The organism is Zobellella denitrificans, from assembly GCF_002407485.1.
GTDB classification, from domain to species: Bacteria; Pseudomonadota; Gammaproteobacteria; order Enterobacterales; family Aeromonadaceae; genus Oceanimonas; species Oceanimonas denitrificans.
Map to the genome: position 1 here is coordinate 2,860,443 of NZ_CP012621.1, position 22,134 is coordinate 2,882,576.

A 22,134-nucleotide genomic window follows, 5' to 3' on the forward strand; every position below is an offset into this window, starting at 1 on the left:
CAGATCCAGGGTATTTTGCAAAAGAGAATATGAGCAAAAACAACGATATCGTCACCAAGTTACTAATTTGTGACAGTGCGAACATAAAACTGCCGGAAAATGCTCAAAAAATACTCTCCCCGGCGGAGCACAAGCGCCTGGCCGGCATCCGCCATCCGGGACAGGCCCGTTTGTTCCTGCTGGGTCGCTACCTGCTGCGCCGCTGGCTCGCCGTCCACCTGGCGGAGGATCCGGGACGGATCCCCATCCGGATCGACAGCAGGGGCAAGCCCCGCCTCGCCCGGCCGGGCTGGCACTTCAACATCAGCCACAGCGGCAGCCTGCTGGCGCTGGCCATCGGTAACGCCGGCCCGCTCGGCGTCGATCTGGAAGGACGACGACTGGATCCTGCCAGGATCCTTCGCCTCGCCCACCGTTACCTGAGTGACACCGAGCAGCGGTGGCTGGCCCACAGCCGCGAGCCGGAACTGGACTTTATCCGTCTCTGGACGGTCAAGGAAGCGGTGCTCAAGGCCCAGGGCGGCGGCATCGCCAACAACCTGCAGCGGGTACAGTGGCAGGCGGGCAGCCACCGGGCTCTGTTCGACGACCAGCCTTACCGGCTGTATCAGTACACCCTGGACAGGGCCTGGCTGACCCTGGCGGTGGCGGGCACGGATGGCCCCCCGCCCCTGCTGCTGCGCCTCCCGGATTTGCCCTTCGACCTTGAAATCGGCGGCCCCCAGCCCAATCTAACCATAAACCCTTAACGAGACCTCGAACATGATCGTTGACATCAATGTGCAGAACTTCCAGCAGGCGCTGATCCAGGCCTCCATGAGCAAGACGGTGGTGATCTACTTCCATGCCCAGCAGATCCCCGAATGCCAGACGGTGGGCCCGGTGGTGGAACGCCTGATCGGCGCCGACAACGGTCATATCGATCTGGCCCGGGTCGATGTCGCCGATCCGCAACTGCAGAGCCTGGCGGTCCAGCTGGGGCTGCAGGCCCTGCCGGCCCTGGTCGCCTTCAAGGACGCCCAGCCGGTGGACATACTGGAAGGCCCCCAGGACGAAGCCGCCCTCAAGGCCTTTCTGCAACCCTACCAACCCAACGAAGCCGCGCTGTTGCTGGAGCAGGCCAAGCAGACCCTGGGCCTGGATCCCCAGGCCGCCTACGGCCTGCTGCAGCAGGCCCGGGCGCTGGAGGACAGCGCCGCCATCCGCCTGAGCCTGGCCGAAGCCGCCCTGTCCCTGAACAAGCTGGAGGAAACCAAGCAACTGCTGGCGACCATCGGCATGGCCGATCAGGACAGCCAGTACCAGCATATCCTGGCCCGGCTGGAGCTGGCGGAAGAAGCCGCCGACAGCCCCGAACTGCGCGAGCTGGAGCAGAAGCTGGCCGACGCCCCGGACTCGCTGGAATTGAAGGAAGAACTGGCGGTGCTCTACTTCCAGGCCGGTCGCCAGGAAGAGGCCCTGCAACTGCTGGTCGAGGTGCTGCAGCAGGATCTGGGCTTCGGCGAGGCCAAGAAGCGTTTCCTCGACATGCTCACCACCATGGGTGCCGATCCCGTCGCCTCCCGCTACCGCCGCAAGCTCTACAGCATGCTCTACTGAGTACAATTTCGAAGACAAAAAAGGGCGGGGATCATCGAGATGACCCCCGCCCTTTTTGTTCCGCCCGATTACCAGCTGGCGCCGATCACCAGCAGCACCAGCAGCGGGCACACCAGCCGCACGTACCAGGGCCAGATGCGCCAGAACAGGCTGGAAGCGAGTTCCGGCGAACCCTGTACCAGCTCCTCGAACAATTTGGCCCTGCCCCACAGCCAGCCCCCCAGCAGGCAGAAACCCAGGCCCACCAGCGGCTGCAGATTCTGGGTGGACAGGCGGATAACGAAGCCGAACAGGGCGCCGAAATTCAGGCAGATGACCACGCTGAACAACGCCAGGCCGCCACCCAGCAGCCAGGTCACCAGCGGACGGGAAGCCTTGAACCGTTCGGTGGTGTAGGACACCGGCACTTCCAGCATGGAGATGGACGAGGTCAGGGCGGCGATGCCCATCAGCACGAAGAACACCAGCGCCATCACCAGCCCCACCGGCCCCATGGTGTCGAACAGGGCGGGCAGCACGGTGAACACCAGGGTATCGGAACTCAGCAGGCTGCCGTCTTCCGCGAAGATGGTCACGCCATTGTTCATGGCCACGAACATGGCCGGCAGTATCACCAGCCCGGCCAGGAAGGCCACGCCGGTATCGATCAGGGTCACCTGGAAGGCGGTGCCGGGAATGCTCTCCTGCTTGCTCAGGTAGGAGCCGTACATCAGCATGGAGCAGCCGCCTATGGTCAGCGAAAAGAAGGCCTGGCCCATGGCGCTGATCAGCAGCCCCGGCTCCAGTACCTTGCTGAAATCCGGCACCAGATAATGACGCAGCCCTTCCATGGCGCCGTTCTGGGTCAGGATATAGGCGAACAGCACCAGGAAGAGCACGAACAGTGCCGGCATCAGCCGGGCCGACCAGCGCTCTATCCCTTTGCGTACCCCGGCCTGCACCACCAGTATGGTGAGCAGGTAGAACACCAGGGTCCAGACGATGTTGCGCGACAGCCCGAAGCCCTGCAGCCAGCCGGTGGCCGCCTCCCAGCCCAGCATGCGGGTCACCGCCGCCGCCAGGAAGGCCAGCAGCCAGCCGGCGACGATGGCGTAGAACGACAGCACCAGGCTGGGCACCAGCATGCCCGCATAGCCCACCAGGGAAGCCATGGCCTTCTGGCCTCGACTGCGGCCCAGCTTGCGCACCGAATCCACCGGGTTGGCCTGGCCGTAGCGGCCGATGGCCACTTCCATCACCAGCATGGGGAAGGCCAGCACCAGCACCAGCATCAGGTAGGCGACCAGGAAGGCACCGCCGCCGTTGCTTGCCGCCTGGGTGGGAAAACCCCAGATATTGCCCAGCCCCACCGCCGCCCCGGCGGCGGCCATGATAAACCCGAAGCGCGAGCCGAAATGTTCTCTCACTGTATTGTCCTTACGTCTTTCATCAATTGTTGGTATTTGCAGGCGCATCTTCGTGCTGGGGCCAGGCGTTGAGCACCGCCTTGACCAGGGTGGCCAGGGGAATGGCGAAGAACACGCCCCAGAAGCCCCAGAGGCCGCCGAACACCAGCACAGCGACGATGATGGCGATGGGATGCAGGTTGACCGCCTCCGAGAACAGGATGGGCACCAGCACGTTGCCGTCCAGCGCCTGGATGATGCCGTAGGCCACCATCAGGTAGAAGAACGGCGGGGTAAAGCCCCACTGGAACAGCCCCACCATGGCCACCGGCACGGTGGCGGCGGCGGCGCCGATATAGGGGATCAGCACCGAAAAGCCGACCAGCACCGCCAGCAGCAGGGCATAGCGCAGATCCAGCAGGGCAAAGGTGACATAGCTGACCACGCCGACGATCAGGATCTCGATCACCTTGCCGCGCACATAGTTGGCAATCTGGCCGTTCATCTCCAGCCAGACCCGGGACACCAGTTCCCGGTTGCGGGGCAGGAAACGGCTCATGCCGTCCAGCAGATGGCGCTTGTCCTTGAGCATGAAGAACACCAGCACCGACACCAGGATGAGGTAGACCAGCAGCACGGCGGCGTTGGTCAGCGAGCTGATCGACACGCTCAAGATGGCGTCGGCCGAGCCCAGCAGCCGGCCGCGGAGATCGTCCAGCACGCTCTGCACCAGGGTCACGTCCACCAGCTCGGGATACTGCTCCGGCAGGGTCAGCAGTGCCTCCTGGGTGCGGTTGATCATGGCGGGCACTTCCCGCGCCAGGTTGGCGGTCTGCACCAGGAAGGAAGGCACTATGCTCACCAGCGACAATACCATCACCACCGCGAACAGCAGCAGCACCACGCCGGCGGCCAGTCCCCGGCCCAGCCCCAGCCGCTCCAGCCGGCTGACCGGCCATTCCAGCAGGTAGGCGATGACCACGGCGGCGAAGAAAGGCGCCAGTATGTGGCCCATGAAGTACACCACCACGAAACCGAACAGCAGCAGCAGGAACAGGGCAACCGCACCCGGGTCGGAAAACCGCTGTCGATACCAGTGCTTAATAACATCCAGCATGCAAAATTTCCTTAAGGTGCCTTGGTAATGATGAGTTCGAGTCGTCCGGGTTCATCGGCCACCACCTCTACCCGGTGACCGATGCCCGAGACATAGGCGGGAATATCCCGGCGGGAGCCCGAGTCCGCCAGCCACAGCCGCAGGGCCTGGCCGGCCTTCGCCGCCTTCAGCCAGAGCTTGACCCTGAGCAGTGGCAGCGGGCAGCGCAGCGCGCGTGCATCCAGCGTATCCATGAGAGCCCCCGAACCAAAAGAAAGGGCATTATCCCTTTGTTCTGGCTGCCAAACAATGCTTGTTCCGCCCTATTGCGGAGAGTATTCTGCGGTGAGTACAACAGCAATAAGGTTATTGACATGGGTTTTCGTGCCGCCAGGCTGGTTTTGGCTTTTTCCCTCTGTACCGCGGCCCCCTGGCTCGCCGCCAACAACCTGCCCGATATCGGCACCGCCGGGGTCAGTGCCATGTCGGTGGAACGGGAAGCCCGCTTCGGTCAGGCCTTTATCCGCTTCGCCCGGGCCAACCAGCCGGTCATCGACGACCCCGTGCTCAACGAATACCTCACCGACCTCGGGCTCAAGCTGCTGTCCCAGGCCGATTCGGTGCGCTTTCCCTTCAGCTTCCTGCTGATCCGGGACGACAGCATCAACGCCAGCGCCTTCCTGGGCGGCGTGGTGCAAATCCATTCCGGACTCTTCCTGTATGCCGACAACGAGAGCGAGCTGGCCTCGGTCATGGCCCATGAAATCACCCACGTCACCCAGCGCCACATCGCCCGCTACCTGGAGTCCCAGTCGCGCAGCACCCCCCTGACCATCGCCGGCCTGGTGGGTTCGGTGGCGCTGGCGGTGGTCAACCCCCAGGCGGGCATGGCGGCGTTGCAGACCACCCTGGGCCTCAAGATGCAGTCGGCCATCAACTATACCCGGGACAACGAATTCGAGGCGGATCGCATCGGCCTGCGCCTGCTGCACAATGCCGGCTTCGATCCCAACGCCATGGCCAGCTTCTTCCAGAAACTGGCCGAAAAATACCAGTTCGCCAGCACGCCGCCGCAAATGCTGCTGACCCACCCCCTGCCCGCCAGCCGGATCGCCGAGGCCCGCAGCCGGGCGGCGGAGTACCCCGCCCAACCCTATCCGCCCAGCCTGGAGTTCCAACTGGCCAAGGCCAGGATCATGGTCCGTTTCCAGCAGGGCAACACCAGCGAGCTGCACCGCTTCTTCGAGCGGGAAGCCGGCCGCGGCGGCGACTGGCAGCCCGATGCCGCCCGCTACGGCCAGGCCCTGAGCCTGCTGCAGATCCACGAATACGACAAGGCCAGGGCCCTGCTCGACGAGCTGAGCCAACGCCACGGCAGCAATGTCTTCGTACTGGACGCCCTGACCGATCTGGACAACGCCGAAAAACGGCACGACGCGGCCATCGCCCGCCTGCGCCAGGCCCGTCAGCGGCTGCCCGACAACGCCGTGGTGATGATCAACCTGGCCGACAGCCTGTTGCAGGCCGGGCGCAACCAGGAGGCCGCCGAGCTGCTCGACGGCTACCTGCGCCGGCACCCGGAAAATCCCCTGGCCTGGGAGCTGATCGCCCAGGCCTACCGGCCACTCAGCGACGAGTCGGCCTTCCGCCAGGCCCAGGCCGAAGTGGCAGCGCTGAAAGGGCGTTACGAGGTGGCGGTGGATCAGATGGAGATCGCCGCCAACCTCGCCACCGACCCCATGCAGCGGGCCCGGCTCGGTGCCCGTCTGGAGCAGTTGCGCCAGCAGCAGAAAGACTGGGACGCCCTGAGGAACTGATAACCCCTAATTACCCCAGTACAGCGCCTGCCAGCGGGCGATATCCTCGGCATGGAGCTCGCCCTGGTGCTGTTCCGCCAGCCGGCCCCTGGGATCGATCACGAAGGTGGTGGGCAGTACCCGGGGCGTTTCGAAAGGCCAGGCCCCTTCCAGGTTCGCCACCACCGGCATCAGCATCTGGTAACGTTCCTTCAGGCTGTGCAGCGCCTGGGCCGGCAGGGCGTCGAAGCTCACCGCCAGCACGGCCGGGCCGGCCGTGGCGCTCAGTTCGTTGAGCAGGGGCATCTCCCGCAGGCAGGGAGCGCACCATTCGGCGAAGTAATTCACCACCAGCCACTGGCCCCGGTAGTCCCCCAGATCCTGACGCTGGCCGTCGGCCAGCGTCAGGGTGGCCGCCTCCCGGCAGCCTGCCATCAACAACACCGCCAAAAACAGGGCCTGATGTTTGCCCATACGCTGTACCCTCCACGGCAGCTTTTATACAATGCCCGCAGCTTTGCCACAGGAGTCTAGAATGAGCCTACGTATCTACCATAATCCCCGCTGCTCTAAAAGCCGCGAAACCCTGAGCCTGCTGGAGCAGCGGGGCCTGCAGCCGGAGATTATCAAATATCTGGAAACCCCGCCTGACGCGGATCAACTGAAAACCCTGCTGGGTCAGTTGGGCATGAGCTCGGCCCGGGAGCTGATGCGCACCAAGGAAGAGGAATACAAGGCGCTGGGCCTGGCCGGGGTGACCGACGAAGCGACCCTGATCGCCGCCATGGTGGCCCACCCCAAACTGATAGAACGCCCCATCGTGGTCCATAACGGCAAGGCCGCCCTCGGCCGTCCGCCCGAGCAGATCCTGGATATCCTGTAATGAGCACCCAACTGGCACGCCGACTGGCCCTGGTCGGCTATTTCGGGCTCATCTTCTGGGTCGCCCTCTGGCACGGCCTGCTCTCGCCCCATCCTGAGCTGGGTGCCGGCTTTATGCTGATGCTGTGGCTGCCCTGGCTGTTCATCCCCATGGTGGGCATGCTCCGGGGCAATCCCTATACCCATGCCTGGGCCATCTTCCTGATCATGCCCTACTTTCTGCACGCCCTCACCCTGCTGTGGGTGGACGAGGGGGAACGCTGGCTGGCCCTGGTCGAACTGCTGCTGGCCTGTACCATGTTCGTGGGCAATATCTACTACGCCAAGTTCCGCGGCCGCGAGCTGGGCCTGAGCATCCGCAAGAAAAAAGGCCAGAATTAGGGACTCGGGACTCGGGACTCGGGACTCGGGACTCGGGACTCGGGACTCGGGACCAGAATAATGGCTCTCGAATCCCCAGTCACCAATCCCTAGAGCACCGTTCAGTTTAAAACTTAGGCAGTGATGATGCTTGGGGCGCGGGCGGCCCGCCTGCGCTCCACCAGCAAGTGCAAATCTGTAAACGGCGGCGTTTGTCTGCCAGCTAAAGAGACAGAAATACACTGCGCCTGGCTGCCGGTTTGTGCCGCTGTAGGTGCCGCTTTAGCCGGCACAAACCGGCGCCCAATGTCCACGCCCCACGCCGTTGGCCGGTTTGCGCCACGTAAACGGGCGCCTACAGGTGAGATATCGCACTGCTCACGTTTTAAACTGATCGGTGCTCTAGTCCCTGCCTTGGCGTCCCGCCCCTTACAGTCCCAGTATTTCCTTGGCGAAGGGGATGCTCAGCTTGCGCTTGGCCCGGAAGGAGGCGTTGTCCAGCAGATCCAGGGCCGCCAGCAGGGTACGCATGTCCCGGGACAGGCGGTTGAGCAGGAAGCGGCCCACATCGGTGGGCAACTTGAAACCGCGCAACTCGGCCCTGAGCTGCAGGGCGCTGAGCTTGCCCTCGTCGTCCAGGGGTTTGAGCTGGTAGGCCACGCCCCAGTCGAGACGCGAGGCCAGATCCGGCAGCCCCAGCCCCAGGTTGCGCGAGGCGCTGACGGCGCTGATCAGCAGCGAGCCCGTCGCCCGCTCCCGCCGCCGGTTGAAGAAATTGAACACGGCCCGCTCCCATTCCTCCACCCCGGCGATGGCATCCAGGTTATCCAGGCACACCAGCGGCAGCAGCTCCATGCCGTCGAGCATGCGCGGCGACATCTGCCGGTGGCCATCGAGGGGAAGGTAAGCGGCGGCCTCGCCGGCGGCGTTCACCTCGGCACAGGTGGCGTGCAGCAGGTGCGAGCGGCCACTGCCGCGCTGCCCCCAGAAGTAGAGCACTTCGTCGCCCTGGCCGATGGCGGCGTTCTTCAGGGCGGTGATCAGCTGGGCATTGTCGCCGGGGTAGAAACTGGCGAAGGTTTCGTCGTCCGGCAACTGCACCGCCAGCGCCAACTGGGCCGGTACCGCCTCGTCTTCGCCATCGTTACTCACTCGCCGTCCCCGACCAGTTGAACTGCCGCTCGCCGCTGGCCGACAGCCCCGCCACGGCGGCCAGCGCCTGCAGCACCGCCGCCCGGGAGCCGGGTACCAACAGCCGATAGCGCGCCTGGTGGCCGGCGCTGTCCATCAGGTAGACCTGTTCCACGCCGTCCAGCTGGCGCAGGCGCTGCTCCAGACGGATGGCATCGGAAAACTGGCGCAGCCCCGACACCACTATGGTCAGCTCACCGGCTCCGTCCTGCTGTAGCTGCAGGGGCTCCACCGGATCCGGGTTGTCGGCCCGGGCCGGCTCGCCGCCGCCGTTGCCCCGCTCCACCCAGTAACGGTTCAGGGCCGAGGCCAGTTCCAGCAGGCCGGCATCCGGCTCCAGCCGCCCCTGCAACAGGGCGCCGTCCTGGCCGGCGGCGTACAACTGCCAGCGCCCGCCCTGCGCCTCCCGCTCCAGCGCCAGCCAGTAGTCGGCACCGTAACGCCGGCTGGCCTCGCGCAGTTGCTCCTCGTCGAACAACCGGGACTTGTCGATGGCCATGTGCTCTTCCAGATCCCACAGCGGCCACAACAGCGGCAAGGGATAGGCCGAGCTGGCCCGGCGCCAGTCCGCGTCCGCCTCGCTGCGGGCCTGGCCCTGGTCCAGTTGCCACACCAGCAGGGCGGGCCTGGGGTCGAGTGAGAACGGCAGGCCGGCGCTGTCGATCAGCGCCCGCAGCTCCTCGCCGTCGAAGCGGGCGCTGTAGCCGCTCCCCTGGGGTTCGTCCCGCAGGTAGCGCTCGGGCTCGGCCAGGGCCTCCTCCCGGATCCAGGAATCCCGGGCCCGGTCGCCGGTGAGCCGGTCGAGCACCAGCTCCAGGGCCTGCGCGCGGGCCTCGTCCCGGCTGTAGGGCGCGGGATCCAGGGTCACCTCGAGCAGCGGCTGGGCCACCGCCACCGAGGACAGCAGCGCCATGGCCGCCAGTAACAGAGTTTTCAGCATCGATTGTCCATCGTTAACGGAGCATGGGACTCATGATAACCACTGAGCCAGGCCCTTGCCAGGTTCAATGGCCGCGCGCCCTGGGCAGCACCAGGTTGAGCAGTATGCCGACAATGCCGCACAGGCTGATGCCCTGCAGGCTGAAACCGCCGATACCGAAGGCCATGCCGCCGATGCCGAACACCAGGATCACCGCCACTATGCACAGGTTGCGCGCCTGGGACAGATCCACCTGGTGCTTGATCAGGCTGTTGAGGCCCACGGTGGCGATGGAGCCGAACAGCAGTATCATGATGCCGCCCATCACCGGGGTGGGAATGGTCAGCATCAGGGCGCCGAACTTGCCGACAAAGGCCAGCACGATGGCAAAGCCCGCCGCCCAGGTCATGATCACCGGGTAGAAGTTCTTGGTCAGCATCACGGCGCCGGTCACCTCCGAATAGGTGGTGTTGGGGGGGCCGCCAAACAGCGACGCCGCGCCGGTGGCCAGGCCGTCGCCCAGCAGGGTGCGGTGCAGGCCGGGTTTTTTGACGTAGTCCTTGCCGGTGACCGAGCTGATGGCCAGGATGTCGCCGATGTGTTCGATGGCCGGGGCGATGGCCACCGGGATCATGAACAGCACCGCCTGCCAGTGCCACTCGGGCGCAACGAAATTGGGCACGGAGAACCAGGCCGCCTCCCGCACCGGGGTGAAATCCACCACCCCGAACCACAGCGCCAGGCCGTAGCCCACCGCGATGCCGGCGGTAATGGGCACCAGCCTGAAAATCCCCCTGGCCATGGTGGACACCAGCAGGGTGGTGACCAGGGAGCCCAGCGACAGCCACAGGGCGACCTCCTGCGGCATCAGCTCGGCGGCACCGTCGCCGGTCTTGCCGATGGCCATGTTCACCGCCAGCGGTGCCAACCCGAGGCCGATCACCATGATCACCGGCCCCACCACCACTGGCGGCAGCAGCCGGGTCAGCAGGGCGGTGCCGCGCCAGCGCACCAGCTGGCTGAGCAGCACGTAAACGGCGCCCGCCGCCATCAGGCCGCTCATGGTGGCGGGAATGCCCCAGGTCTGCACCCCGTAGAGGATGGGGGCGATAAAGGCAAAGGAGGACGCCAGGAAGATGGGCACCTGGCGCTTGGTGCACAGCTGGAAGATCAGGGTACCGATACCGGCGGTAAAGAGTGCCACGTTCGGATCCAGCCCGGTGATCAGCGGCATCAGCACCAGGGCGCCGAAGGCCACGAACAGCATCTGGGAGCCGGCCAGGGCCTGGCGCAGGGGGGTATTGACCGCCGCCTGGGCGGTGGCCAAGGCGTCGGTTTGCTCTGCTGAATTCATCTGTCTCAACCTTGAATAAACGGAAAAAAACCGGCCTCAGCCGGTTTTGCCTTACTTGGTACCAAATATCTTGTCGCCCGCATCGCCCAGGCCGGGGATGATGTAGCCATGCTCGTTGAGCCGCTCGTCGATGGAGGCGCAGTACAGCTCCACGTCCGGATGGGCCTGCTCCAGGGCCTTGATGCCCTCGGGCGCGGCCACCAGCACGATGACCTTGATCTGGTTGCAGCCCTTTTGCTTGAGCAGGTCGATGGTGGCCACCATGGAGCCGCCGGTGGCCAGCATGGGATCCACCACCAGCGCCAGCCGCTCCTCGATGTGGCTGACCAGCTTGTTGAAGTAGTGCACCGGCTGCAGGGTCTCCTCGTCGCGGTAGACCCCCACCACGCTGACCCGGGCGCTCGGCATGTGTTCCAGCACGCCGTCCAGCATGCCGAGGCCGGCACGCAGTATGGGCACCACCGTCACCTTCTTGCCCTTCAACTGGTCGACCTCGACCGGGCCGTTCCAGCCGTTGATGGTGGTCTTTTCGGTTTCGAAATCGGCGGTGGCCTCGTAGGTCAGCAGGCTGCCCACCTCCTTCGCCAGTTCACGAAAGCGTTTGGTGCTGATGTCGGCTTCCCGCATCAGACCCAGCTTGTGTTTCACCAAAGGGTGCTTTACCTCGACGACTTTCATCAACCCGATCTCCCGACGTATAAAAAAACCGCGGAATACTAGCATAAAATAGTGTCCAGCGGCAGGGATACAGAGCAACTTTTAGCAAAGGCCGCCGCCTTGCTCCATTAGGCGGTTTATGGCTGTGGCACTGGCCTGCCCATTAAATTAGAATAGCGCCCGAACACATCAGTACCAGCCGGAACAAGGCGCCAATTGCCCCGCCGGCCTTTGAATCCAAAAACAAGGTGATCCCCCGTGACGCAGAACAAACCCCTGAGCTACAAAGACGCCGGCGTAGACATCGATGCCGGTAACGCCCTGGTTGAACGCATCAAAGGCGTTAGCCGTCGTACTCAACGCCCGGAAGTGATGGGCGGCCTCGGGGGCTTTGGCGCCCTGTGCCAGTTGCCCACCGGCTATAAGGAGCCGGTGCTGGTGGCCGGCACCGACGGGGTGGGCACCAAGCTGCGCCTGGCCATCGACCTCAAGCGCCATCAGGGCGTGGGCATCGATCTGGTGGCCATGTGCGTCAATGATCTGATCGTGCAGGGCGCCGAGCCGCTGTTCTTCCTCGACTACTACGCCACCGGCAAACTGGACGTGGACACCGCCGCCGACGTGGTCACCGGTATCGGCGCCGGCTGCGAGCTGAGCGGCTGCGCCCTGATCGGCGGTGAAACCGCAGAGATGCCCGGCATGTACGAAGAAGGCGACTACGACCTGGCAGGATTTTGTGTCGGCGTAGTGGAAAAAAGCGGCATTATCGACGGCTCCAAGGTGGCCGCCGGCGACGCCCTGATCGCCCTGGGCTCCAGCGGCCCGCACTCCAACGGCTACTCCCTGATCCGCAAGATCCTGGAAGTGAGCGGCGCGGACCTGCAGCAGCCCCTGGGCGAAGGCTCCCTGGCCGATGCCCTGATGGCTCCCACCCGCATCTACGTCAAGCCGGTGCTGGAACTCATCAAGCAGTTCGACATCCACGCCCTGAGCCACATCACCGGCGGCGGCTTCTGGGAAAACATTCCCCGGGTGCTGCCCGCCGACGCCAAGGCGGTGATCGACGGCGCCAGCTGGCAGTGGCCGCAGGTGTTCCAGTGGCTGCAACAGGCCGGCAACGTGGAAACCTTTGAAATGTACCGCACCTTCAACTGCGGCGTGGGCATGATCATCGCCTTGCCCGCCGAGCAGGCCGCGGCCGCGGTCAAGTTCATGCAGGATGCCGGTGAAAACGCCTGGCTGATCGGCCGCATCGACGCCGCCGCCGAGGGTGAAGAACAGGTCGAGATCCAATGAAACGCATCGTCGTACTGATCTCCGGCAGCGGCAGCAACCTGCAGGCGCTGCTGAGCCAGGCCGCCGCCGCCCAGCTGGGCGGCGACATCGTCGCCGTGATCAGCAACAAGGCCGAGGCTTACGGCCTGGAGCGCGCCCGCATCGCGGGCGTGCCCACCGCCGTGCTGCCCCACCAGGGCTATGCGGATCGGGAAAGCTATGACGCCGACCTGATGGCGCTTATCGACGGCTACCAGCCGGATCTGGTGGTGCTGGCGGGCTTTATGCGCATCCTCACCCCCGCCCTGGTGCGTCACTACCAGGGCCGCATGCTCAATATCCACCCCTCGCTGCTGCCCAAATACCAGGGGCTGCACACCCACCGCCGCGCCATCGAGGCCGGCGACGAGGAGCACGGCTGCAGCGTGCACTTCGTCACCGAGGAGCTGGATGGCGGCCCCGTGGTGCTGCAGGCGCGGGTGCCCATCTTTGAAGGGGACGACGAAGCCGCCGTGGCCGCCCGGGTGCTGGTGCAGGAGCACGCCATCTATCCCCTGGTGGTGCGCTGGTTCTGCGACGGCCGGCTTGAAATGCGGGACGGCCAGGCGGTGCTTGACGGCAGGGCCCTGCCCGCCCAGGGCTACGCCGAAGACTGAGGTTCAGGCGCAACCAGCAGGGCGGCGTTGATGTTCTTCATGCGGGCGCCCGCCAACAGCGGGCTGTCCCGGTGCAGCACCAGCAGCGAAGCCCGGTCGCTGGCGGCGGCCATCACCCCCGGCAGGCTCCAGTCGGTGATCGGCAACATGGCCCCCTTTAACCCCCGGGGCTCCAGCGCCGGGCCCAACTCGTCGGCCCCGGCCGCCGGCACCGTGATCCACAAGGGCAACTGCTGCTGCCGGGCCAGCTGTTCGGCCCGGGCCAGCACGGGTGCATCCCGCGCCGCCTCCTCCCATACCGCCAGCACCAGCTCCACCGGCCTGAACCGGCGACTCAGCAGCAGCACCTCATGCTCCGGCGGCCTGTCCCAGGTTGGCAGCTCGGTGGCCGGGTCGAGCACCAGCACCGGCACCTCGTCCCGGGAAGCCGGCGGTCGGGCCAGCAACTGCTCGCGCCGGCCGTACTCCACCTCCAGGCTCCACTCCAGGGCCCGGTTGCGGGCGAGCTGCTGCAACCGCTGGCGGATATGCTCGCGCCGGCGGCGCAGCTGCAGGCGTATTCGCTCCGGATCCAGCTCCCGCACCCGGCCGGTGGTCAGGCTCACCTCCCGGGTGCAGGGCAGCTCGGCCGAGCGCAGCAAGCTTTCATCCTCGATAAAAACGGCGCGCAGCCGGGCCCCGTGCCGGGCGGCGAACTCGGCCACCCGCTCCAGCATCTCCAGCTCGGCCTGGCTCAGATCCAGATACCATACGATATGCCTTATCATGATTCCTCATCCGGGCCCTTGGTCCCGTCCTCATGCTCTGCCGCCTTCTGGCGGCGCTGCAGCTCGGCCAGCCTCGCCAGCCGTTCCCGCACCCTGGCATTGACCGTGCCCTCGGGGTAATTGCCCTGCTCGTCCGCCTCCCCCGCCGGCAGACCGGCGAGCAGGGACAGCGCCTCGTCCAGGTGCGCCACCGAATACACCCGGAAACGCCCCTCGGCCACCGCCTGGCGCACCTCCCGGTTCAGCATCAGGTTGTCTTCGTTGGCCCTGGGGATGATGACCCCCTGCCCCGGTGCAAAGCCACGCGCCTGGCAGATGTCGAAGAAGCCTTCGATCTTCTCGTTGACCCCGCCGATGGGCTGCACCTGGCCGTATTGGTTGATGGAGCCGGTCACCGCCAGCGCCTGGCTGAGCGGCACCCGGGCGATGGCCGAGATCAGGGCGCAACACTCCGCCACCGAGGCGCTGTCCCCCTCGATCATGCCGTAGGACTGTTCGAACGCCAGGCTGGCGGACACGGCCATGGGCCCCTCGGGCGCGTAGCGGCTGCCGAGGAAGCGCGACAGGATCAGCATGGCCTTGGCGTGGATGGCGCCGCTGAGCTTGGCCTCCCGTTCGATGTCGAGCACCGAACCGGAACCGAGCCGGGCGGTGGCGCTGATCCGCGCCGGCTGGCCGAAGCGGTAATTACCCAGATCCAGCACCGTCAGGCCGTTGACCTGGCCCACCACGGCGCCGTCGGTATCGATAAACTTGCTGCCGCGCAGCACCGACTCCTCCATCTGCCGGTGGATGCGCGAAGCCCGCCGCCGGACGGCCTCCAGCGCCTGCTCGATGGCCCCGGCCGAGATGCTCTGCTCGCCGCCGTGCTCGGCCCAGTAGTTGGCCTCGTGCAACAGGTCGGTGAGCTCCTGGGTGTGGGCCGACAGCCGCAACTGATCGTCGGCCAGCCGGCCGGCATGTTCCACCATCCTGGCCACCCCGCCCCGAGTGAGCGGGCGCAAGTCCTGCTGGCGGGCCAGCCAGCCGATAAAGCGGGCGTAACGCTGCAGGTTTTCCGGGCTGACGTCCACCTCGTCCTGATAGTCCGCCTGTACCTTGAACAGCTTGCCGAAGTCGGGATCGTAGGCCGCCAACAGGTAGTAGAGCTGGCGCTCGCCGATCAGCACCACCTTCAGTTCCATGGGCACCGGCTCCGGCTCCAGGGAAATGGTGCTGGCCAGGCTGTAGAACTGCTCCAGCGATTCGATGCGGATCTCCCGGGCGAACAGGGCCCGCTTCAGCGCTTCCCAGGCCATGGGCTGCATCACCAGCTTGCGTGCGTCCAGGATCAGGTAGCCGCCGTTGGCCCGGTGCAGGGCGCCACTGCGGATCAGGGTGAAGTCGGTGACCAGGGCGCCCTGCTGCACGTGGTGCTCGACCCGGCCGAGCAGGCGGGACAGGTTGGGCAGATCCTCGTAGATCACCGGGGCCCCCTCGGTGTCGGCGTTGTCCACCAGCAGGTTGAGCTGGTAGCGGGCCAGCAACTGGGCCGGCAGTTCTCCCTCGCGCATGTGCCCGAGCAGCAGGTTGACATTGCCGCTCAAGTCCTGCTGTATCGCTTCCAGCTGGCGGAGCACGGGATCGCAGCCACCGTATTCCCGGCGCAGTTCGTCGATCAGGTTGCCGCCGGCGAACATCACCATCTCTTCGTTCAGCCACTGGATATGCAGCTGGGTCTCCCGCCGCCACAGGGGAAACTGCTGCAGCACCTCCTGCAGCCTGGCCTCGACCCGGGCGATGGCCTGCTCCATGGCGGTGCGCTCCGCCTCCGGCAACTGGCGGAAGGCCCTGGCGTCCAGCACCTCGTCGCCCTTGCGTGGTGCCAGGGTAAAGCCGGTGGGGGTGCTGAGCAGGGCCACCTGCTCGGCCTTGGCCAGCGCCTTTACCTCGGCCATGGCTGCCGCCTGGCGCTCGGCCAGCTGCTGGTTCAGCTCTTCCAGCCGCAGGCGGTACTCCTCGGTTTCAAACGCCGCTGGAATGGCGATGAGCAGCTCTTCGACCAGCTTCTCCAGGCTGGCCTTGAAGCGCCGTCCCACCCCGGCGGGCAGGGTCAGCAGCGCCGGCCGGATCGGCTCCTCGAAGCAGTAGGCGTAGCAGATATCCGGCGGTACCGGCTCATGGGCCGCCCGGCCGCTCAGGAAACGCTGGATCAGGGAGTGACGGGCACAGCTTTCCGGCGCCATCATGAAGATGTTAAAGCCCTGGCTGCGGATGCCGGTACCGAAGGACAGGGCCTCCAGCAGCCGCTCCTGGCCCACCAGGGCGCCGGAATCGGTGAGTTCGTCGGTGGTGGTAAAACCGAAAGCAGCCTCGTCGCAGGCGCGGTAAAGCCGCTCGGGGGCTAGGGGAGAAAGGAATTCCATGGCTCGCCTCGCTGAACAGTGCTGTTCAAAGCGTAGCCAAAATTGCCATCCAAAAAGGGGGCGGTGTCATTTTCCATCAGAAAATGACTCCGCCCCCTTTTTGGGGCTTAGCGGCTAGAGCACCGATCAGTTTAAAACGTGAGCAGTGCGATATCTTACCTGTAGGCGCCCGTTTACGTGGCGCAAAGCTGCCAACGGCGTGGGGTGTGGAAATTGAGCGCCGTCTTCCCGTCGGCTGAAGCGACGGCTACAGCGGCACAAACCGGCAGCGACGCAGAGCCGGGCTGCCTGATTTTTAAACTATATGGTGCTCCAGGCCCCGTTGCCGGCGATGCGCTCGCCCAGGTGGAAGAGGTTGAACTCGCCGGGTTGCATCTTGCGCCATTGCTCGTTGTTGGTGAGCGGCTGGGTGGCGATCACCGTCACCACGTCGTTGGGGGTGGTTTCCTGCTGGAAGTCGATTTCCACCTCCTCATCGATAAGGCGCGCCGGGCCGAAGGGGGCGCGGCGGGTGATCCAGTGCAGGTTGTTGCTGCAGTAGGTCATCAGGTACTCGCCGTCGGTGAGCAGCATATTGAACACCCCCAGGGCGCGCAGCCGGTCGCACAGGGAGGCTACGTGGCGGAACATGGCCGCCATGTTGCCGGGCTTGCGCGGGTATCTGCGCTCCAGTTCGTGCAGTATCCAGCAAAAGGCCAGCTCGCTGTCGGTGTCGCCCACCGGCTTGTGCCGCCCGGTTTTCAGCTTGCTCTTGTAGCCGCTGAGCTGGCCGTTATGTGCAAAGGTCCAGTAACGGCCCCACAGCTCGCGGGTAAAGGGATGGGTGTTCTCCAGGGCGATGCCGCCCCGATTGGCCTGGCGGATATGGCTGACCACGGCACAGCTCTTGATGGGATACTCCTGTACCAGCTGGGCGATGCGCGACTGGCTGGAGGGCTGGGGATCCTTGAAGGTGCGCACCCCCTTGCCCTCGTAGAAGACAATGCCCCAGCCGTCCTTGTGCGGGCCGGTGCGCCCGCCCCGTTGCATCAGGCCGGTAAAGCTGAAGCAGATGTCGGTGGGCACATTGGCGCTCATCCCTAACAGTTCGCACATCCGGCTTACCCTTGCTCCATCTCTTTTTCCACCAGCTGGATCAGGATGTGGATCACCTTGATATGCACCTCCTGGATGCGATCCGCATAACCGAAGTGGGGCACCCGGATCTCCACGTCCGCCAGGCCGGCCATCTTGCCGCCGTCCTTGCCGGTCAGCGCTATCACCTTGATGCCCTTGGCCCTGGCCGCCGCTATCGCCTTGAGGATATTGCCGGAGTTGCCGCTGGTGGACAGGCCGAACAGCACGTCGCCCTCGCGGCCCACCGCCTCCAGGTAGCGGGAAAACACGTATTCGTAGCCGAAGTCGTTGGACACGCAGGAGATATGGCTGGGATCGGAAATGGCGATGGCCGGGTAGCCGGGGCGGTTTTCCCGGTAGCGGCCGGTCAGCTCCTCGGCAAAGTGCATGGCGTCGCAGTGGGAGCCGCCGTTGCCGCAGGAAAGCACCTTGCCGCCGGCCTTGAAGCTGTCGGCCAGCAACTTGGCCGCCCGCTCGATGGCGGCGATATTGGCGTCGTCGGCCAGGAAGCGGTTCAGCACCTCGGCGGCTTCGGTGAGTTCGTTGCGGATCAGATCCTGATACATGAAATGGCCTCTCACTTGCGGGATAAGGGGGCATTTTGGCACAAGTGGCCAGGAGCGGGAAGCGGGTGGCATTCCTTCCCTGCCACCTTGCGCCGGCAGCGACAGAAGCCCCCCTGCCGCTCTTGTACCCATGGCAACCCCCAATCGCAACGAGACTGAATATTATTTGACCAAGCCGGCAAACCCGAACCTATACTTTTCCTGCACGGCAGGGATAGGACTCAAAGGCCGACGCTGTGTCATTTTATCCCCAGGAGGAGGGTTAACCAATGTCCAATAACAAAGCACGGTGGCTGGTGTTCGTCGCCATCACAATACTATGGCTAGGCTCGGGATTGTCCCACCAGACGATGGCGGCACCCAAGGGAGGAGGAAAGGGAGGAGGAGGTGGTGACGCCGAGCCCAGCGTCATGACCACTTACAGCGGGCAGGCCACGGCGGTCAGGGTATCGGCCAATGCCCTGCTGCTCAAGACCAACATCATACTGTCCGATACCGGGCAACTGGACAGCACGGGAGGCAGCAAGGACGCCACCCTGGCCAACGTGAACGCCAGCGGCCTGGTCAAGGCGTCGGTACTCAACGCCGCCACCATGGGTTCGGGCAACCTGGCCAACTCCATGGCATCCACCCTGGGGCTGGATCTGGATCTCGGCCTGCTGGGCCTTACCGTCGGCGCGGGCCTGTTGCAGTCCTTCACCTGGGCCGACTGCCTCGACGGCCAGGCAGCGCTGTCGGGCTATGCCGACATCGTTGGGCTCACCATCAACGGCAAATCCGTCGAGGCCTCGGGCCATCCCAACCAGGGGGTGGATTTGGGCCCGCTGTTGCAGGTGATCCTGAACCGCCAGGTGGAAACCGCCAAGGGCCTGCAGGTGGACGCCCTCTACATCAAGGTGCTCGACCTGCTGGGCAAACCGGTGGCGGAAGTGGTGGTCTCGCGCAGCGAGTCCGGCATCAACTGCGGCTCGGGCCCGGACGGCGTCTGTCCGGCGCCAGCCGACTTCGTCACCGGGGGCGGTTTCGTGCTGGATGGCAGCGGTAGAAAGGTCAACTTCGGCCTGCACGGCGGCGTGCGCGGCGATGGCGAGCTGCGCGGCCGCTTCAACCTGGTGGGGAGCGGCGTCCATGCCCAGGGCCAGAGCCTGCTGGCATATTCGGCGTTGGACGAAACCACCCGTCGGCTGACCTATGCCGCCACGGTGAACGGCCAGGCCACCCAGTGCATCCTGGAGGTGGCCGATAACGGTGAACCCGGTCGCGACGACAGTTTCGCCATCGACTGTGATTCGGGCTACGCCGTGAGCGGAGTCCTCAGCCAGGGCGGCAATATCCAGCTGCACAAGCCCTCCTGCGCCCTGTCCGTCGAGGACGGTGGCAATAGCGGCGGTGGCGGCAAAGGCGGCGGCAAGGGAGGTGGCAAGAAATAACTGAACCATCCGCCGTTGCCAATCCCTTCCGTCGGCCGGCAACGGCGGTCCACCCCGGCCTTCGCCTTCCCCTCTCCTGCCCCGACTCAGGATATACACTTTGATAACGACCGCGCAGCTTGATTTAAACATCCGTATGAATTACAACTAGGGAAACCACACAGGTCTGACCTCTTACCTTTCAATCTGCACAAGGAGTCGTTTATGGTTACCGCATTGCTGCTACTGATCACCTGGGGGGGACTGGCCTATCGCCAGAGCCGGCTGGTGACGGCGTCCCTGCTTACCGCCGCCATACTGGTATTGGGCACCCTGCTCGGCGAGGTGGGCCCGCTTGTCTGGCTGCTGTTCGCTGTCGTGGCCGCCGTGCTCAACCTGCCGGCCCTGCGCCACGGCCTGCTGAGCCGGCCGCTGTTCAAGGTATACAAGGGGCTGATGCCGGAGATGTCGCGCACCGAGAAGGAAGCCATCGAGGCCGGCACCACCTGGTGGGAAGCCGAGCTGTTCCGCGGCAAGCCGAACTGGCAGACCCTGCACAACTATCCCCGCCCCCGCCTGAGCGAGGAAGAGCAGGCCTTTATGGACGGTCCGGTGGAAACCGTATGCCGCATGACCAACGACTGGGAAGTCACCCACGAGCGCGCGGATCTGTCGCCGGAAGTCTGGGCCTACCTGAAAGAACACAAGTTCTTCGCCATGATCATCAAGAAGGAATACGGCGGCCTCGAATTCTCCGCCTATGCCCAGTCGCGGGTACTGCAAAAGTTGTGCAGCACCAGCGCCGTATTGGCCTCCACCGTGGGCGTGCCCAACTCCCTCGGCCCCGGCGAGCTGCTGCAGCACTACGGCACCAAGGAGCAGAAAGACCATTACCTGCCGCGCCTGGCCCGGGGCGAGGAAATCCCCTGCTTCGCCCTCACCAGCCCGGAGGCGGGCTCGGACGCCGGCGCCATTCCGGATTATGGCGTGGTGTGCCTGGGTGAGTGGCAGGGTAAAGAGGTGCTCGGCATGCGCATCACCTGGAACAAACGCTACATTACCCTGGCCCCGGTGGCCACCGTGCTGGGGCTGGCGTTCAAGCTGCGCGACCCGGAGCGGCTGCTGGGCGGCGAGGAAGATCTCGGCATCACCTGCGCGCTCATCCCCACCCACACCCCGGGGGTGAACATCGGCCGCCGCCACTTCCCGCTCAACGTGCCCTTCCAGAACGGTCCCACCCAGGGCAAGGACGTGTTCGTGCCCATCGACACCATCATCGGCGGCCAGGAGATGGCCGGCCAGGGCTGGCGCATGCTGGTGGAATGCCTGTCCGTCGGCCGGGGTATCACCCTGCCCTCCAACGGCACCGCCGGCAGCCGGGTGTCGGCCCTGGCCTCCGGCGCCTACAGCCGCATCCGCCGCCAGTTCAAGTTGCCCATCGGCAGGATGGAAGGCATTGAAGAGCCGCTGGCCCGCCTGGGCGGCAACGCCTACCTGTCGGACGCGGCCAGCATGCTCACCGTGACCGGCATCGATCTGGGCGAGAAGCCCTCGGTGATCTCCGCCATCGTCAAGTACCACCTCACCGACCGCAGCCAGCGCAGTATTATCGACGCCATGGACATCCACGGCGGCAAGGGCATCTGCATGGGGCCCAACAACTACCTGGCCCGGGGCTACCAGGGCGCGCCCATCGCCATCACGGTGGAAGGCGCCAATATCCTGACCCGCAGCATGATCATCTACGGCCAGGGTGCCATCCGCTGCCATCCCTACGTGCTGGCGGAAATGTTGTCGGTGCAGGAGCCGGACGCCAAAAAGGCGCTGGCCCAGTTCGACCGGGCCCTGTTCGGCCATCTCGGCTTCGCCCTGGGCAACTTCGCACGCAGCGCCTGGTTCGGCCTGACCGGCGCCCGCCTGAGCCCGGCGCCGGTGAAGGACGCCACCGCCCGCTACTACCGCCAGATGAACCGGCTGTCCGCCAACCTGGGCCTGCTGTCCGACCTGGCCATGGCCACCCTGGGCGGCGAGCTCAAGCGCAAGGAGCGCTTGTCGGCACGCCTCGGCGACATCCTCAGCCAGCTCTACCTGGTGTCCGCCACCCTCAAGCGCTTCAACGACGAGGGCCGCCCGGCCGAGGTGCTGCCGCTGGTGCACTGGGCCTGCCAGGACGGCCTCTACCGGGCCCAGGTGGCGCTGGTGGAGCTGCTCGACAACTTCCCCGCCCGCGGCCTCGGCAGGGTACTCAAGCTGCTGCTGATGCCCTTTGGCGCGCCGCTCAAGCGCCCCTCCGACCGGCTGGATCACCAGGTGGCCCGCCTGCTGCAAACCCCGGGCCTGGCCCGCAACAGCCTGGCCGGTGACCTCTACCTCACCGCCGAGGAAGGCAACCCGCTCGGCATGCTGGAGCAGGCGCTCACCGACATCCTGCGCGCCGAGCCGGTGTTCGACAAGGCCACCAGGGCCGTCGGCCGCCGCCCCTTTACCATGCTCGACCAGCTGGCGGAAGAAGCCCTGGCCGCCGGTGCCATCAGCCAGGAGGAAGCCGCCCTGCTGACAGCGGCGGAAGCCAGCCGGCTGCGCACCATCAACGTGGACGACTTCGATCCGCTGGAGCTGGTGGTCAACAAGGCCAGCTTCGACGACTCCATGCTCAACAAGGCCGCCTGAACGGCACTGCTCCTGTAGGGCCCATTTCAAT

General features: G+C 65.3%; 21 protein-coding genes. 9 read left to right on the forward strand and 12 right to left on the reverse strand.

The genetic code is table 11. The features are described from left to right. The first annotated feature begins 29 nt into the window (after positions 1–29). Both AN401_RS13500 and AN401_RS13505 read left to right on the forward strand, forming a co-directional pair. Complete coding sequence (locus AN401_RS13500) at positions 30–749, forward strand: 4'-phosphopantetheinyl transferase family protein (protein ID WP_096779655.1); 720 nt, start codon at positions 30–32, stop codon at positions 747–749. Between the two features lie 13 nt (positions 750–762). Then, on the forward strand, positions 763–1,599 hold the full coding sequence (locus tag AN401_RS13505) for a tetratricopeptide repeat protein (RefSeq protein WP_096779656.1): 837 nt from the start codon (positions 763–765) through the stop codon (positions 1,597–1,599). Between the two features lie 68 nt (positions 1,600–1,667). Here AN401_RS13505 and AN401_RS13510 read toward each other — a convergent pair whose 3' ends face one another. Genes AN401_RS13510 through AN401_RS13520 form a run of 3 tightly spaced genes read right to left on the reverse strand, consistent with a single transcriptional unit; the run spans position 1,668 to position 4,334 of the window. Further along, a complete protein-coding gene (locus AN401_RS13510) occupies positions 1,668–3,005 on the reverse strand; it encodes a sodium-dependent transporter (RefSeq protein WP_094039236.1) in 1,338 nt (445 codons plus the stop codon). A gap of 22 nt (positions 3,006–3,027) precedes the next feature. Further along, positions 3,028–4,101 (reverse strand): AI-2E family transporter, encoded by a 1,074-nt coding sequence (locus AN401_RS13515; protein ID WP_094039237.1) that lies wholly within the window; start codon positions 4,099–4,101, stop codon positions 3,028–3,030. 11 nt (positions 4,102–4,112) lie between these two features. Beyond that, positions 4,113–4,334 (reverse strand): sulfurtransferase TusA family protein, encoded by a 222-nt coding sequence (locus AN401_RS13520; protein WP_094039238.1) that lies wholly within the window; start codon positions 4,332–4,334, stop codon positions 4,113–4,115. Positions 4,335–4,454: 120 nt separating this feature from the next. Between AN401_RS13520 and bepA the strand changes: the two genes are divergently transcribed. After that, complete coding sequence (gene bepA / locus AN401_RS13525; RefSeq protein ID WP_094039239.1) at positions 4,455–5,897, forward strand: beta-barrel assembly-enhancing protease; 1,443 nt, start codon at positions 4,455–4,457, stop codon at positions 5,895–5,897. 6 nt (positions 5,898–5,903) lie between these two features. Here bepA and AN401_RS13530 read toward each other — a convergent pair whose 3' ends face one another. Beyond that, positions 5,904–6,350 (reverse strand): TlpA family protein disulfide reductase, encoded by a 447-nt coding sequence (locus AN401_RS13530; protein WP_096779657.1) that lies wholly within the window; start codon positions 6,348–6,350, stop codon positions 5,904–5,906. A 61-nt stretch (positions 6,351–6,411) separates the two neighbouring features. On the opposite strand from AN401_RS13530, the gene arsC reads away from it, so the two are divergent. Both arsC and AN401_RS13540 read left to right on the forward strand, forming a co-directional pair. After that, positions 6,412–6,759, forward strand: coding sequence for an arsenate reductase (glutaredoxin) (arsC, locus tag AN401_RS13535; protein ID WP_096779658.1), 348 nt, complete (start codon positions 6,412–6,414; stop codon positions 6,757–6,759). Further along, positions 6,759–7,139: a DUF2069 domain-containing protein gene (locus AN401_RS13540; protein ID WP_094039242.1), complete on the forward strand. Its 381-nt coding sequence runs from the start codon at positions 6,759–6,761 to the stop codon at positions 7,137–7,139. The genes arsC and AN401_RS13540 overlap by 1 nt, the downstream gene beginning before the upstream one ends. 408 nt (positions 7,140–7,547) lie before the next feature. Here the strand turns inward: AN401_RS13540 and hda are convergent, their stop codons facing one another. The 4 genes from hda to upp all read right to left on the reverse strand — a co-directional run bounded on the left by hda (position 7,548) and on the right by upp (position 11,260). After that, the gene (gene hda, locus AN401_RS13545) at positions 7,548–8,270 is read right to left on the reverse strand and encodes a DnaA inactivator Hda (RefSeq protein ID WP_094039243.1); all 723 of its coding nucleotides are present in this window, start codon (positions 8,268–8,270) and stop codon (positions 7,548–7,550) included. Then, the gene (locus AN401_RS13550) at positions 8,263–9,249 is read right to left on the reverse strand and encodes a DUF2066 domain-containing protein (protein ID WP_096779659.1); all 987 of its coding nucleotides are present in this window, start codon (positions 9,247–9,249) and stop codon (positions 8,263–8,265) included. The genes hda and AN401_RS13550 overlap by 8 nt, the downstream gene beginning before the upstream one ends. 64 nt (positions 9,250–9,313) lie before the next feature. Beyond that, positions 9,314–10,582, reverse strand: a complete 1,269-nt coding sequence (locus AN401_RS13555) for a uracil-xanthine permease family protein (protein WP_094039245.1) — start codon at positions 10,580–10,582, stop codon at positions 9,314–9,316. 51 nt (positions 10,583–10,633) lie between these two features. Further along, a complete protein-coding gene (gene upp / locus AN401_RS13560) occupies positions 10,634–11,260 on the reverse strand; it encodes a uracil phosphoribosyltransferase (RefSeq protein ID WP_094039246.1) in 627 nt (208 codons plus the stop codon). Between the two features lie 237 nt (positions 11,261–11,497). Between upp and purM the strand changes: the two genes are divergently transcribed. Next, positions 11,498–12,535: a phosphoribosylformylglycinamidine cyclo-ligase gene (purM, locus tag AN401_RS13565; protein WP_094039247.1), complete on the forward strand. Its 1,038-nt coding sequence runs from the start codon at positions 11,498–11,500 to the stop codon at positions 12,533–12,535. Beyond that, the gene (purN, locus tag AN401_RS13570) at positions 12,532–13,170 is read left to right on the forward strand and encodes a phosphoribosylglycinamide formyltransferase (protein ID WP_096779660.1); all 639 of its coding nucleotides are present in this window, start codon (positions 12,532–12,534) and stop codon (positions 13,168–13,170) included. The genes purM and purN overlap by 4 nt, the downstream gene beginning before the upstream one ends. On the opposite strand, the gene AN401_RS13575 is transcribed toward purN, so the two are convergent. The 4 genes from AN401_RS13575 to lpcA all read right to left on the reverse strand — a co-directional run bounded on the left by AN401_RS13575 (position 13,155) and on the right by lpcA (position 18,024). Then, the gene (locus AN401_RS13575) at positions 13,155–13,937 is read right to left on the reverse strand and encodes a hypothetical protein (protein WP_096779661.1); all 783 of its coding nucleotides are present in this window, start codon (positions 13,935–13,937) and stop codon (positions 13,155–13,157) included. The genes purN and AN401_RS13575 overlap by 16 nt on opposite strands. Further along, positions 13,934–16,342 (reverse strand): Lon protease family protein, encoded by a 2,409-nt coding sequence (locus AN401_RS13580; protein ID WP_096779662.1) that lies wholly within the window; start codon positions 16,340–16,342, stop codon positions 13,934–13,936. The genes AN401_RS13575 and AN401_RS13580 overlap by 4 nt, the downstream gene beginning before the upstream one ends. A gap of 300 nt (positions 16,343–16,642) precedes the next feature. Then, positions 16,643–17,437: a class II glutamine amidotransferase gene (locus AN401_RS13585; protein WP_096779663.1), complete on the reverse strand. Its 795-nt coding sequence runs from the start codon at positions 17,435–17,437 to the stop codon at positions 16,643–16,645. A gap of 5 nt (positions 17,438–17,442) precedes the next feature. Continuing rightward, positions 17,443–18,024: a D-sedoheptulose 7-phosphate isomerase gene (gene lpcA, locus AN401_RS13590; RefSeq protein ID WP_096779664.1), complete on the reverse strand. Its 582-nt coding sequence runs from the start codon at positions 18,022–18,024 to the stop codon at positions 17,443–17,445. Between the two features lie 410 nt (positions 18,025–18,434). On the opposite strand from lpcA, the gene AN401_RS13595 reads away from it, so the two are divergent. Both AN401_RS13595 and fadE read left to right on the forward strand, forming a co-directional pair. Next, positions 18,435–19,454 (forward strand): choice-of-anchor P family protein, encoded by a 1,020-nt coding sequence (locus AN401_RS13595; protein ID WP_096779665.1) that lies wholly within the window; start codon positions 18,435–18,437, stop codon positions 19,452–19,454. Positions 19,455–19,658: 204 nt separating this feature from the next. Then, positions 19,659–22,103: an acyl-CoA dehydrogenase FadE gene (gene fadE / locus AN401_RS13600; protein WP_096779666.1), complete on the forward strand. Its 2,445-nt coding sequence runs from the start codon at positions 19,659–19,661 to the stop codon at positions 22,101–22,103. Positions 22,104–22,134: the final 31 nt, after the last annotated feature.